This window comes from Alteromonas sp. AMM-1 (genome assembly GCF_047290655.1).
In the GTDB taxonomy this organism is placed as follows: domain Bacteria; phylum Pseudomonadota; class Gammaproteobacteria; order Enterobacterales; family Alteromonadaceae; genus Alteromonas; species Alteromonas mangrovi.
Genome location: NZ_JBLBUE010000094.1, coordinates 1 through 13563, shown reverse-complemented (window position 1 = coordinate 13563; position 13563 = coordinate 1). Strand labels below are relative to the sequence as shown.

Sequence of the window (13563 nt, the reverse complement as noted above, 5' to 3'; positions counted from 1 at the left end):
CGGCGATTTACCTCAAATTAAGCCGCTTAGCCCGGCAGCAGCGAGTCTCAGTATTCAGCGCACCTGGGCTTTATTGTTTACGGCCGTGCTACTTTACATACCGGCTAATGCGCTCCCCATCATGCATACTGAATTGTTTGGCAATGACGAACCCAATACCATTATGGGCGGTGTGATCAGTTTATGGCAAAGCGGATCCTACCCTATTGCTGCGGTTATTTTTGGTGCTAGTATACTCATCCCTATAGCCAAACTGGTGGTTTTGGCTGGTTTGACCTATGCAGTTCAATACCACGAGCTAACCCGGCCTGACAGGCAAATCCGCTATTACCGCTTTATTGAATTTATTGGCCGATGGTCGATGATAGATGTGTTTGTTGTTGCTATTCTGGTAGCGCTGATTCAGTTGGGCAGTACCTTATCTATTTATCCCGGACCGGCAGCGCTGGCGTTTTGTGCCTTAGTATTTGTTACCATGCTGGCTGCAATGACATTTGATACCCGACTAATCTGGCAGCAAAGGACAGTCTGTACACCATGACCCAAGATGCAAATATAAAACCCACTACCCCCATCTCCAAGGTTTGGGTAATTCCTATTCTTGCCTTACTGGTGGGTGGCTGGATGGTGTATTACCAGTGGAAAAATCAAGGGCCACTGATCACCATTAACATGCCCTCTGCAAGCGGCATCGAAATTAATAAAACACCTATTAAAGTACGCGACTTAGACATCGGTCAGGTAAAACGCATTGAGCTGAACCCCGACTTAAACGGTGTCACAGTAACCGCCAGAATCGAAAACAACGCAGCGCATCTGTTAAATGAGAACACTCAGTTTTGGGTAGTCGCGCCGCGCATTTCAGTTTCAGAAGTCTCAGGACTAAACACGCTGCTTTCAGGTAGTTTTATTGCAATGACCGCAGAAAGTGGCGAGCAGGAAACCTTTCATTTCACGGCATTGGAACGTCCTCCGGTTACACCTCCAGGTACACCGGGGCTCCACGTTAATCTTACCAGTCAAAATGATGAACTTACTTATAAACCTGGTGACACCATTATTTATAAAGGCTTTAAAGTAGGTGAATTTGAAGAAGTTATATTCAATGTTGAAGAAGGGGTAATAGAATACCGCGCCTTTATACACGATCCTTACCACAACCTTATCAACGCCAATACCCGCTTTTGGAATGTCAGTGGCGTTAAATTGCAATTGGCCTCAACCGGTCTAACCATTCAAACCGGCAGTCTGGAAACCCTGTTAGCCAACGGCGTTACCTTTGGTAATCCGCTGGGAGTAAGCAAAGGCGCAGCGATAGAAAATGACGCAGAATTTGTTATTTACAACGACTACGACGCTGCCGCAGATGAGCGCTACAAGTACGCGGCGCAATACATATTGTTGATAGAAGAAAGCGTGAGGGGCCTGACTGTGGGCGCACCTGTGGAATACCGTGGTTTACAAATCGGTAAAGTAGCTGCCATTAATTACGACGCAATTGAACTGGGTAGTTTACTTGACGATGACTACCCTATTCCCGTACTCGTGAATCTCTATCCGGGGAAAGTACGTCTGGAAGACAGCGAATCCGGTCTGAAATTATTGAGAGAGCGTCTTGCCCGCTGGATTGGCAAGGATCTGCGTGCAACATTGAGAATGGGTAATGTGCTGACTGGCGGTTTGTATGTTGATTTACAGCATGTGGATGTTCAGCAATTAGCCGCAATACAAACCATTAACGGCTACGATGTTATTCCTACCGTATCCAATGAATTTACGCAGCTAACCCAGAAGGCTGACGCTATCATGGACAAAATCAATGCCTTACCGCTTGAGGATTTGATTTCCCAGGTAAGTGATGTGGTAAAAACCCTGGAAGCCGCAGCGGTTTCGGTAAACCAAACCAGCGACAATTTTAATGCAACTATAGAATCATTCGATACAAAGCAGCTGAATGCCCAAATTCAACAAGCGTTACAGTCTTTTGAATCCCTTTTGAAGCACTACTCTCAAGGGGGCTTAAGCAAAGCAGAAATTGCTGAAACCATGAATGCACTTCAAGATACCTTACGCGCCATACAGCCATTGTTGCGTCAATTAAATACCACGCCAAACGGGCTGATATTTTCAGATAATGCCACGGTTGACATTCAACCCAAAGCACAAGGGGTAAACCCATGACCAAAACAGCACTGAGTTTTTTAATGGCCATGGCAATAGCCGGTTGCAGCAGCAAGCCTGTTACCATGAACTACTATTTGCTTCACGAAACGGCGCAAACCGCTGAAATTCAGGACATTACAAACTGGCCTGTGATAGAACTCCGATCGCTCACGCTACCCGATTACCTGAAACAGCAAAGTCTGATCGTTCAGCTCAGCAGCAGTGAGTTGCACTTTTCACCGCAACACCTGTGGTCAGAACCCTTTGAGCAAGGCTTTGCCCAGGCGCTTAAAGACAACCTGGCAAATACCCACAAAATAAGATTACACACACAAAGTGTATGGACAAATGCTACACAGTCGGGCTACATTTTAGATATCTCAATTGAAGATTTTATTCCCTCGCACAATGGAATGGTCATACTGCGTGGCACTTATCGATTAGGACGATCACCGCAATCCGGAAAAATCGTTGAGTTTGCTTTTAATTCGCCACTGAATAAAGACGGATTTGCGCATTCGGTTGAACAAATGCGTGAGCTCGTTACGAAGTTAGCTAACCAGATCGTGACAGGAATTGAGCACTATTAATATCCTCACCAAGCACATTACTCGTTTTGTAAACTGGCTAATCACCAGTGGTTGTAAACAGGTTTACGATGAAGATACCAATCGGAAAATCATTGTCATTAATCTGTTTGCCATGGTGGGGATGTCAATAACGTTAATGTTAGGTGTAAGGGCACTCACAGATAACGACAATGTGCTGGGTGCTGTGCTGTTGAGTTCAGCTACCCTGTTTGGGTTGTGTAAGGCATTACTATTGCACTCCCGATTGCTGTATAACCATGTACTTGCGCCTTTGATTCTGGTGGTGTCACTGGCTGGCTTGATGTTATTTCTGGTTGCCTCCGGCGGTGTAGCCAATACGGGTCCGCTTTGGATTTATGTGCTGCCACCCGTTGCGATGTTCTTTGCCGGCGTGGTTTACGGCGTGATCACGGTTATTGTGTTTATGGCGCTGTGTAGTTACTTATTGTTTGCAGCCGATGGCATATTTATTGTTGCTGAATACACAACCGAATTTAAACTGCGGTTGCTGTATTCCTTTGCAACAGTCACCTTTTTGTCGGCATTCTATGAACACAGTCGTCAAACCAGCTTCAATATTGTAAAAGATCTCAGTACCAAGTTTGAGAAACAGGCACAACAAGACACGCTTACCCTTTTACCTAATCGCCGCGGCATTCAACAATTTATTGAGTTTGAATCTGCGCGGGCCAGACGTCAAAAAGCCCCGCTCACTCTGGTGTTATGCGACATAGATCGGTTCAAAAGTGTTAATGACACCTACGGCCATGACGGTGGTGATATTATTCTTAAGCATGTGTCATCCCTTTTTAAATCGTCTATCCGGCAACAGGATGGCGTGGCCCGCTGGGGTGGCGAAGAATTTTTGTTTGTGCTGCCCGACACCGATGAATCAAACGGCGTGGTACTAGCAGAAAAAGTACGCCAGACATTAGCCTCTGCACCGATCGAAATTCAGCAAAAGAGCGTATCAGTGACGGCGAGTTTTGGCGTTGCTCAACTGGATTTTGAACAAGGTTTGGACAAAGCACTCTCACTTGCCGACAAGGCACTTTACAAAGCCAAAGAAAAGGGTCGCAATAAGGTGTTATCTGCGTCATCATTAGTAAGACTATAAATTGTACTAGGTTACCACACTGATTCCTTAATTCGACTTGCTGTTATGGCAGGCATTGTCGGTGTGCCTTAGCTGCGCTTCGCAGACTGACGTTCGGTTACAAATCACAATGATAAACGCACAACTGTGACGGTATCTTTACATTACTCATAGACAGTTACATTTGAGTTCTCTGTTTAGCGCGGGATATCGTCAATAATAATGATAACAGTGCATCAACAAGGGTTATTGGAAGTTTTTTACTATGAAATGGATCATAAAAATCGGTCTACCCGTTTTAGTTTTATTGGTAGGGTTTGGGGCCATGAAAGGCGTGACTGCGCTTGGTGAGGAAGAAGGTGAAAACAAACCTTTGGATACACGTCCAACCGTGAAAATAACGCAATTGACTCCAGTTGCGTATCCGGTTGAGATTGAAGCATTCGGCGAACTTTCACCACTAGAATCCACTAATCTGTCAGCGCAAGTCAGCGGCGAAATCACTAGCTGGAATCCGCAATTTTTAGCTGGTGGCATAGTTAAACGCGGTGAAATTCTATTCAGTATCGAAAAGGACGCTTATGAAGCTGCGCTGCTTCAAGCGGAAGCGAATCTTGCTTCCGCAGAGTCTGCTCTGATTCAGGAAAAAGCGCAGGCACGTGTGGCCGAGCGCGAAGCCGCCACCTTACCCGATGCACAGGTTACTGACTTGTATCTGCGCAAACCGCAAATTTTGAGTGCCCAAGCAGCATTAAAAGCGGCTCAGGCACAATTGAAAATAGCCAAGCGCGATTTAGCCAACTGTGATGTTAAGGCCCCTTACGATGCGCTTATTGTTTCGCGCAACATTGGCAGTGGCGATTTTGTTGCTGCCGGCAGTACAGCGGCCTTGCTCTATAATATTGAAATGGGGGAAGTGGTATTTCCACTGGCTCGTTTTGATCAAGCGTTTCTGCCAGGGCAATTTGGCGATGTAGAAGCCACGATTACCTTAATGAACCGCCAGGACGACATTATTTCCCGCGTGGGTACTATACATCGCGATACGGGCATTGTTGATACCAGTACCCGCATGACACATCTGGTTGCCCGCGTTGACGACCCGTACGGCATCAAATCAGGCTTGCCAGCACTAAAATTCGGCGCTTACACCCAGGTTCAGTTTGTCGGTAAGACGCTTGAAAATATCTACAAAATTCCGCAGGAACTCATTAACAAACGCCAGATTTGGGTATTGGACAGCGAAGATAAGCTGATACCCAAAGCGGTAACCGTGGTCCGGGAAGTAGGCAGTGACTTTCTGATCCGTGCTGATATCAACAGTCAGGATCGCATTGTAATGACCTTACCTGAATACCCGCAAAGTGGCATGGCTGTGAAAGTAATAGCCAATGAGAAACTGGTCGCGAAGCAACCTTAAGTCACGGAAGGCATGAAATGAAAGATCCTTTAGATACGCAGAGTGGCTTAATTGCGTGGTTCGCACGAAATCCGGTTGCCGCTAACCTGCTGATGTTTTTTATTCTGATCATGGGTGCCACCGGTTACGGTAGTATTCAGCGACAGATGTTTCCGAACATCGAAATTAACTACATAAATATAAGTGCCCAGTATCCAGGCGCCTCGCCTCAGGAGATTGAAGAAAGCATCCTGATTAAAATTGAAGAGAGCCTGAAAGACGTCAGTGAAATTAAGCGCACGATTTCCCGTGCCTACCGTAACAATGGTCGGGTATCACTGGAAATCGATAAAGATGAGGAACTCGCTGACGTACTCGACAAAGTAAAACTGCGCGTTGACAGTATTGCGACCTTTCCTGCCGATATGGAACCGGTCACCATTTCACAGGCTGAATTCCAGCAACAGGTATATGAAATGGCGCTGGTGGGTGATATTCCGCTGGAAGAACTCAAACCTATTGCCCGTGAAATTGAAGATGAACTGCTACAGTTATCGTCTATCTCTCTGGCCAATGCCCGCGTACCTACCGATGAAATTGGTATAGAAGTAAAACCTGAGATGTTGAGGATGTATAACCTCACTATTTCTGATGTAGCAAATGCCATTAATCAGTACTCTGCCAACGTATCGGCAGGTCAGTTACGCACAGATGCTGGCCTGGTTTCTGTGCGTATTGAAAACCAGTACTACGATGGCGATGAGTTCGCAAGTATTCCGGTTAAAGTGGGTCCGGACGGCGCAAAAGTGCTGCTGTCGGATATTGCCGTCATCAAAGACGGTTTTACGGAAGGCGAACGCTACTTCCGCTACACCGGCCAAAATGCCGTTCTCATAGCGGTAAATGCCACCAAATCACAAAACATTGTGCCCATTGCCGAAACAGTTAAAAACTATATGGCGCACAAAAATGAAGAACTACCAGCCGGTCTAAAACTAAAAGAACTGGTAGACATGACTTACTACCTGAATGCCCGTCTGGAAATGATGCTGAACAACCTGATTCAGGGTGCGATTCTGGTAGCCATGATGCTTACCCTGTTCCTGCGTTTTCGCCTTGCGTTCTGGGTAATGGTTGGTCTTCCGCTTTGTTTCCTCGGCGCTGTAATGCTGATGCCGATGTTCAGCGTGAGTGTGAATATATTGTCATTGTTTGCCTTTATTATGGTGCTGGGGATCGTGGTTGACGATGCCATTGTTATTGGCGAGAGCGCCTATTCGGAAATAGAGTCCAAGGGAGGTGGTGTTGATAACGTTATTCGCGGCGCCAAACGCGTTGCAACGCCAGCAACCTTTGGGGTATTAACTACCATCGCGGTTTTTGCCCCTTTCACACTTAGTAGCGGCCCTGAAGGTGAGTTCTTTTATAACATTGCGGTGGTAGTGATCCTGTGTCTGACATTCAGTTTAATTGAATCAAAGCTGATCCTGCCCGCACACATCGCCAACATTAAATTCCAACCGGTAAAACCGAATGGCTGGCGTGTTAAATTTAATAACCGGTTTAATGCCTTTGTTAATGGTCCTTACCGTCGCACGGTGACCAGAGCCATTGAGATCCGCTGGCTGGTTCTGGCCATTTTTATTGCGCTGCTCATGTTAAGCTGGGGCTTGGTAGCCGGCAATCACGTACGTATTGTACCCAATCCCAAGGTACCTCACGACTTCCCGTCAATTGGCATTGAGATGAACGAAAACGTGTCGGATATGGCTACCATTGAAGCCCTGAAAACCATTGAAAAGGTTATTTGGGATATCGAAGAACAAACCATCCGTGAATACGGCAGTGGCATGATCAAGGACTTGTTAGCATTCAATGAATCACGCACGGAAGCCCGTTTGGTAATTCCTCTGGTAGACGAAGACAAACGCCATTTCAACACCTTCGAACTGGCCCGCAAGTGGCGTGAAAACATACCTGAAATTCCAGGTATGAAAAGCTTCAGTATCGAAGATGACGTTAACGGTGGCGGTGATGACGGTGAATTTGGTTACCTGATTTATGGTGCCGATATCAAATCCCTGAACGAAGCGGGCTTGCGCTTTATTCAGATGCTGCAACAGGAAAAAGGCTTATACGATATCAGTTCCACCATTGATCCTGCCAGCAAAGAAGTGCGAATGACCCTGTTACCGGCAGCGTATGAACTGGGGCTGACTTTACGCAGCATTGCCAATCAGGTGGGATTGAGCTTTTATGGCGGCGAAGCGCAGCGCGTCATTCGCGATGGTGAGGAAGTCCGGGTTATGGTGCGTTACCCTCGCCTAACCCGTGAGCGTTTCTCTGATTTGAAATATACAGTCATTCAAACACCCAGCGGTGTTGAAGTGTTACTGGGTGATGTAGTCGCGCTCAGCGAAGAGCCTGGGATAAGTTATATTCGCCGCGAAGAAGGCTTCCGCTCAGTGTATATATGGGGCGCGATCGACGAAGAACTGGTTGAGCCTAATGAAGTAGTAAGCACTATCGATGAAAAACTCCTGCCAGCTTTGCTTGAAGAATATCCAGATATTCAAATGCAGTTAGGCGGGGATATTGAAGAACAGCAAGCGCAGCAAGACGAACAGGTGATGTTCTTCACTGCGGCCATGATCATGGTGTATATCCTGTTAGCGATTCCGCTAAAAAGTTATGGTCAGCCTATTATCATTATGTCGGTTATCCCCTTCAGTTTGACCGGGGCGATTTGGTCACACTTCTTACTGGACCTCGACCTGAGCCTGATGTCTACCTTTGGCCTGATCGCTGCTGCCGGTGTCGTTATCAACGATTCACTGGTAATGACCGATTACATTAACCAAAAACGCGCTGAGGGATATTCTATTCTTGACGCCGCACGGCAGGCTGGTAGTGCACGATTCAGGGCAATTACCCTTACGTCAATTACCACTTTTGCGGGTGTATTGCCGATTTTGTTTGAAACCAGTCTTCAAGCCAAGTTTGTTATCCCCATGGCCGCAGCACTGGGGTCATCCGTACTCTACGCCACACTGGTAACACTGATTCTGGTGCCTTGTTTGTACCTGATTTTGCAGGATATTAGCAATGGCGTAAAATGGCTGACAGATGGCGCGATGCGCACTAAACAAAAATTGTTGCGTCAGTCGCCCCAATCTTCCTGATCTTTGATGTATAAACCGCATCAGGTGTTGCATAGCAATGCCTGATGCGTCTTTAGGATTTGAGTAATGACTTGTACAATTCGACCGGCCGTTATTGACGATACGGCAACCATTCTGCACTTTATTCGCGAGCTGGCCATATACGAAAAGGCCGAAGACGAGGCGAAAGCCACTCCTCAGCATGTTCATAACACCCTGTTCTGCGATAATCCCAAAGCCCATGCGATTATTTGTGAGCTGAACGGTGAACCGGTTGGCTTTGCAGTGTATTTTTTCAGTTATTCCACCTGGCAGGGCCAGTATGGTATTTATTTAGAAGATTTGTATGTATCGCAATCCCACCGAGGGATTGGTGCGGGCAAACTATTGCTCACTGCACTGGCGAAAATAGCGGTAGATAACCAATGTGGACGATTTGAATGGAGCGTGCTTGACTGGAACCAGCCCGCCATCGATTTTTATGAATCTCTGGGTGCAAAGCCACAAAGCGAGTGGATAAAGTACCGGCTTGATGGTCAGGCTCTGCTCGAATTAGCCGCTAAAGCCTGATGTAACAGCCAAAGGCGCCTGACTCAGGACATGCGCCTTTGTGCTACCGATGCGGCAAAATACTTAAAAATATCCCGCCAGCTTATTATGCCAATCGGCTTGCCACGCTCATCCAGCACCGGTAAACAAGAAATTTTATGTTTATTAAACAATTCAATGGCTTTAACCATGGTATCTGTGGATTTTAAGGTAATTAATTCCCGCGACATGATCTGATGCACGCGTTTATCCAGCGTTGCCCGATCGCGAATGCGTTCGGTTACGGTATCAATGAAAGGACTGATAGCTTTAAGGTAATCCCGGTCAGACACCACGCCCACCAAACGGTTTTCCTCGACTACCAGTAAATGATGAAATCCGCTGGCTTCAAAAATGTGCCGAACAGTATCCAGTGAGTCATCCATCATGACGCACACCACACGCTTGGTCATAATACTGGCAATACTCATACACCCCTCTCTATCAATACGCCGACTGTGGAAAAACGCGAATCACCATGTCATAGTGTGAGTATACAACTCCGGTCACAAATAGGCAGTGTTGTAAGGCAAAATTGCTTTGCACGTTAAGGCCATTATAACAACACAAAGGACGTCACATGGCTAACAGGTCTGCATTCAGGCTGTATAACTACCCCATTACCATTATTCTTATCAGTCTTATTGCTATCGCAGGTTTGGCAACCGGCGGCCAGTATTTGTACTTCCGCGGAGATTACAAAACCTTTTTCAGAGAAGACAACCCTCAGCGCGCTGCGTTCGAAGAAATGCAGGATACGTTTAATAAAACGGAGTCCGTTAATCTGCTCATCGTGCCAGACACCGGCAATGTGTTTAATGCCAACACCCTGGATTTAATAAAATCCCTAACTGAACAGGCATGGCAAACACCCTATTCAATTCGGGTAAATTCTGTAACGAACTTTCAGCACACCTACTCTGAAGGTGACGATCTGATCGTAGACAAACTTTACCCCGACTGGCAAACGTTGTCGGATGATCTCATCAACAATATTAAATCGGTAGCACTGACTGAACCCGACGTAGTAAATCGATTAGTGTCGCCCGACAGCCAGGTAGCAGTGATCAGTATTACGGTAAGAATGAGCGACGGCGACCAAACCAAAGAAGTAGCCGAAATTGCCCAGTTCATCAAAGCACTCACCAGCGAGACGGCGGCAACACATCCCGATCATCAGTTCCACCTTACCGGGGTGGTGATGCTAAACGATGCATTCCAAATAGCGGCTAACGACGATGCCAGTACGCTGGTTCCTGCTATGTTTGCCATCATAATTATTTTAATTGGCGTGCTGCTGCGTTCCCTTTGGGCAGCGCTGGCAACGCTTTTTATTGTGGGGGCTACCATTGCAGCCACCATGGGCTTCGCTGGCTGGGCCGGCTATTTCCTGAGTGTTTCAACCGTTAATGTACCCACCATGGTAATGACCTTAGCAGTAGCAGACTGCGTGCATATTATCGCGTCCTGGTTTCAACATATGCGCGACGGCATGTCTAAACAGGATGCCCTGCAACGCGCTATTACGCTTAACAAAATGCCGGTGATTATTACTTCCGTTACCACTTCCATTGGCTTTTTAACCCTTAACTTTTCCGATGTGCCCATTTTGGTGGATCTGGGCAATTTAACGGCAATTGGCGTTATGCTGGCCTGTTTACTGGCATTAACCCTGCTACCAGCACTGCTTTCTGTTATGCCGGTCAGGCCACCAGCGAACCGCTCATCGGGCCTGGCATTGAATCTGATTGTGTTGGGTGAATGGGTAATTCGTTATTTCCGCCGAATTTTGCCTTATAGCGCTATTGTGTTTATTGCTGCAGTGATCCTTGCATCCACCAACCAACTTAACGACATCGCAATTAAGTACTTCAGCCAGGACAATACCTTTCGTCAGGCCGCCGATTATCAGTCGGATCACCTAAGTGGTCTGGCTACGATTGACTTTGCTATTTACACCGATGAAATGTCGGGGATCAATAAACCCGAAGTACTGACATCCGTTGCTGCATTTACTGAATGGCTCAGAGTGCAACCAGAAGTGGATCATGTGTCATCGATTACGGATACCTATAAGAAGCTCAACAAGAACATGAATTTCGACAATCCGGATTTCTACCAGTTACCTCTGGAAAAGGATTTAGCTGCGCAGTACCTGTTGTTATTTGAAATGTCCCTACCCTATGGCCTGGATCTGAACAACCAGATAGACATGGACAAATCCGCCACGCGCATCAGCGTAACGTTGGATAACCTGGGCAGCAAGGAACTCACTGCGTTCGAACAGCGCGCAGCTACCTTTTTTCACAAGCTAGCGCCCGATTTGCGAATCACGGCTGCCAGTCCAGCACTCATGTTCGCACACATAGGCGAAACCAATATGCAAAGCATGCTGAAAGGTTCGCTGGTTGCTTTGGTACTGATTTCGATTCTGCTGATATTTGCCCTTAAATCCTTAAAACTAGGTTTGATCAGTCTGGTTCCTAATTTATTACCTGCGGGCCTTGGCTTTGGCATATGGGCCATGCTATCTGGCGAAATTAACATGGCGTTGTCGGTTGTACTTAGTATGACTCTGGGCATTATCGTGGATGATACCGTGCATTATTTGAGTAAGTACCGGATAGCACGGGAACAGGGCAAGTCTGCAATAGAAGCCAACCGTTACGCGTTCAAAACCATTGGGCAGGCGCTGGTGGTTACCACATTTGTACTGGCTATAGGCTTTGGTGTATTGAGCCTGTCCAGCTTTGCGCTGAATTCTGATATGGGTTTATTAACGGCTATTATTTTAGTGAGTGCACTGGTCATTGATCTGATATTCCTGCCAGCATTCCTGCTTTGGCTGGATAAGTCGGAAAATGACACAGCAACTACGCAATAATTGAGTTTAATAAGCGAGTGTGATGATGCTTAACTGTTAGGGCCTGTTGTTCTTTGCTTTACAACAGGCCCTAGGCCAGATTGCGAATATTTGAAAAAATAGACACGATTCTGGCCGCGCGTTTAAGGTTAGCTAAATCGTCGTCACTCCATTGCACAATTTCGCCCACGCTTTCACAACAAATTATGCCAAATGGCGCAAAATCATTGCTGAAAATGTAATCCAGTAAGGAGTACACATTAACGGCAGGAAAGTAATTTTTATTAAAACACCGGGTAAACGGGTGATTACGTGCATCTGGTGCACGAATAACATCGGACGCCAGAATAGCATTAAAATACTCAGGGTAATCTTCCGCTTTTAACACTACGCCTTCAGGCTCGGTAAATTCCCCATCGGCTAACATGGCTGTGCAAGTTATAGTCGTTTTCAGCTGATCAAACTTCCATAAACTGACGCGGTTAGCCCCTTCAATGGTATCGGCTATGGCATAACACACCATTCTCAGTTGTTTGGATTGTTCAAGACTGGGATTGGACAAATTTATACTGAGCTGCGTGAGCGAATCGATATCCATTTATATTTCTTAATTCGATGAGAGTCAGGTTAGTAACTGTAGTCTAGTATAGTGCTAAAAAATTAGGAAAACGTATCTATGTGAGGCTGGCCGCCATCTTCGTCACAGTGGTGTTCGGTTTCCCCGTGGCTGTCGTAGGTAATGTCATCGTCAGCAGCTTCGTCCGACATCTGTTGTTCTGCCTGCTTTTGAGACTGATCCGACGGTTCCCCACCGCCCTCTTGTTTTCGCTGCACGCGATACTGCTGCTGTTCACTCACCAATCGCTCTTCGTCATGGGTTTCCTTTTCTTCGTCCGACAGCTGTTTTGTGCGCGCTTCTTTGCTCACCCGTTTAACCCGTTCGTCTGCGACAACGGGGGTTTTCCCTTCTCTGGGGATCACAGAAAACAACAGATCGTTACTCATTTCGCTATCATCCAGTCAGCGTTGAAATAAGATGCCCTATACATTTGGTCAAAATAACATCAACAACAAATGATTCATACCAAAATCGTAGCACTTATAACTGTTTGATAGTGCATTTATGCCCCAATTCGTAGCAAAAGGCTTGCAATGATTGCGCGACTTGGCTATTGTTTGCGCGTCGAATTTTAGTGAACAGATTTCAAATGACTCAACGCGCCGCCATGCATCACCACCATCATAGAGCATAACCTTTCAGGTTTGTGCTGGAAGGTTATTATTTCCTTCCAGTGGCGCAGATACAGTTATCGACCCCCGGAAGGAGACTTCCGGGGGTTTTTCGTTTAAGGCGTACCAAATTCAGGACTTTACAGAGGAACATCACCATGAGTGATAGCAGAAGATTACGTATTGCAATTCAAAAATCAGGTCGCCTGAGTGACGACAGCATTGCACTACTCAAAGCCATTGGCATTAAACTTAACATTCGTGATCGCCTGCTGATAGCCCATTCCACCAATGAAAATATTGACCTGCTGCGCGTCCGCGACGACGACATTCCCGGTTTGGTTATGGATGGCGTAGTTGACCTGGGATTCATTGGCGAAAATGAGCTTGAAGAGAAAATGCTGGAACGCCGCGCTGCGGGCAAAGCCTCAGACTTCGAAGTACTACGTCGTTTAGATTACGGCGGTTGCCGT

The 13563-nt window shown here is 46.5% G+C and carries 11 protein-coding genes, 1 pseudogene and 1 other annotated feature; of the genes and pseudogenes, 9 read left to right on the top strand and 3 right to left on the bottom strand.

The window, feature by feature from the left end; genetic code table 11:
• The 7 genes from ACLR2L_RS13800 to ACLR2L_RS13770 form a co-directional block, all read left to right on the top strand.
• A partial coding sequence (locus tag ACLR2L_RS13800; RefSeq protein WP_413368785.1) for a paraquat-inducible protein A occupies positions 1 to 541 on the top strand: 541 nt, incomplete at its 5' end.
• Positions 538 to 2181, top strand: a complete 1644-nt coding sequence (gene pqiB / locus ACLR2L_RS13795) for an intermembrane transport protein PqiB (protein WP_413368783.1) — start codon at positions 538 to 540, stop codon at positions 2179 to 2181. The genes ACLR2L_RS13800 and pqiB, both read left to right, overlap by 4 nt.
• The gene (locus ACLR2L_RS13790; RefSeq protein ID WP_140961326.1) at positions 2178 to 2753 is read left to right on the top strand and encodes a membrane integrity-associated transporter subunit PqiC; all 576 of its coding nucleotides are present in this window, start codon (positions 2178 to 2180) and stop codon (positions 2751 to 2753) included. Before pqiB ends, ACLR2L_RS13790 begins: the two co-directional genes overlap by 4 nt.
• Positions 2740 to 3870, top strand: coding sequence for a GGDEF domain-containing protein (locus tag ACLR2L_RS13785; RefSeq protein WP_413368781.1), 1131 nt, complete (start codon positions 2740 to 2742; stop codon positions 3868 to 3870). The genes ACLR2L_RS13790 and ACLR2L_RS13785 overlap by 14 nt, the downstream gene beginning before the upstream one ends.
• A 244-nt stretch (positions 3871 to 4114) precedes the next feature.
• Positions 4115 to 5269 carry an efflux RND transporter periplasmic adaptor subunit gene (locus ACLR2L_RS13780; protein WP_413368779.1) on the top strand — a complete coding sequence of 385 codons (1155 nt, stop codon included), beginning with the start codon at positions 4115 to 4117 and terminating at the stop codon, positions 5267 to 5269.
• 17 nt (positions 5270 to 5286) lie between these two features.
• Complete coding sequence (locus ACLR2L_RS13775) at positions 5287 to 8430, top strand: efflux RND transporter permease subunit (protein ID WP_413368777.1); 3144 nt, start codon at positions 5287 to 5289, stop codon at positions 8428 to 8430.
• Between the two features lie 66 nt (positions 8431 to 8496).
• Positions 8497 to 8979, top strand: coding sequence for a GNAT family N-acetyltransferase (locus tag ACLR2L_RS13770; RefSeq protein WP_140961334.1), 483 nt, complete (start codon positions 8497 to 8499; stop codon positions 8977 to 8979).
• A 23-nt stretch (positions 8980 to 9002) separates the two neighbouring features.
• On the opposite strand, the gene ACLR2L_RS13765 is transcribed toward ACLR2L_RS13770, so the two are convergent.
• Positions 9003 to 9428 (bottom strand): CBS domain-containing protein, encoded by a 426-nt coding sequence (locus ACLR2L_RS13765; RefSeq protein WP_140961336.1) that lies wholly within the window; start codon positions 9426 to 9428, stop codon positions 9003 to 9005.
• 149 nt (positions 9429 to 9577) lie between these two features.
• Here ACLR2L_RS13765 and ACLR2L_RS13760 point away from each other — a divergent pair, with 149 nt between their 5' ends.
• The gene (locus tag ACLR2L_RS13760) at positions 9578 to 11881 is read left to right on the top strand and encodes an efflux RND transporter permease subunit (RefSeq protein ID WP_413368774.1); all 2304 of its coding nucleotides are present in this window, start codon (positions 9578 to 9580) and stop codon (positions 11879 to 11881) included.
• A gap of 70 nt (positions 11882 to 11951) precedes the next feature.
• On the opposite strand, the gene ACLR2L_RS13755 is transcribed toward ACLR2L_RS13760, so the two are convergent.
• Entirely contained in the window at positions 11952 to 12458 is a 507-nt protein-coding gene (locus tag ACLR2L_RS13755) for a GAF domain-containing protein (RefSeq protein WP_140961340.1), read from the bottom strand.
• Between the two features lie 62 nt (positions 12459 to 12520).
• Complete coding sequence (locus ACLR2L_RS13750; protein ID WP_413368772.1) at positions 12521 to 12865, bottom strand: hypothetical protein; 345 nt, start codon at positions 12863 to 12865, stop codon at positions 12521 to 12523.
• A 223-nt stretch (positions 12866 to 13088) separates the two neighbouring features.
• Positions 13089 to 13203 (top strand) — a sequence feature (His leader region).
• A gap of 45 nt (positions 13204 to 13248) precedes the next feature.
• Here ACLR2L_RS13750 and hisG point away from each other — a divergent pair.
• A pseudogene (gene hisG / locus ACLR2L_RS13745) lies at positions 13249 to 13563 on the top strand (ATP phosphoribosyltransferase); the annotation flags it as partial.

Coding starts and splice junctions, on each gene's coding strand:
- pqiB (WP_413368783.1), top strand. CDS start 538: ATGACCCAAGATGCAAATATAAAACCCACTACCCCCATCTCCAAGGTT.
- ACLR2L_RS13790 (WP_140961326.1), top strand. CDS start 2,178: ATGACCAAAACAGCACTGAGTTTTTTAATGGCCATGGCAATAGCCGGT.
- ACLR2L_RS13780 (WP_413368779.1), top strand. CDS start 4,115: ATGAAATGGATCATAAAAATCGGTCTACCCGTTTTAGTTTTATTGGTA.
- ACLR2L_RS13775 (WP_413368777.1), top strand. CDS start 5,287: ATGAAAGATCCTTTAGATACGCAGAGTGGCTTAATTGCGTGGTTCGCA.
- ACLR2L_RS13770 (WP_140961334.1), top strand. CDS start 8,497: ATGACTTGTACAATTCGACCGGCCGTTATTGACGATACGGCAACCATT.
- ACLR2L_RS13765 (WP_140961336.1), bottom strand. CDS start 9,428: ATGAGTATTGCCAGTATTATGACCAAGCGTGTGGTGTGCGTCATGATG.
- ACLR2L_RS13760 (WP_413368774.1), top strand. CDS start 9,578: ATGGCTAACAGGTCTGCATTCAGGCTGTATAACTACCCCATTACCATT.
- ACLR2L_RS13755 (WP_140961340.1), bottom strand. CDS start 12,458: ATGGATATCGATTCGCTCACGCAGCTCAGTATAAATTTGTCCAATCCC.
- ACLR2L_RS13750 (WP_413368772.1), bottom strand. CDS start 12,865: ATGAGTAACGATCTGTTGTTTTCTGTGATCCCCAGAGAAGGGAAAACC.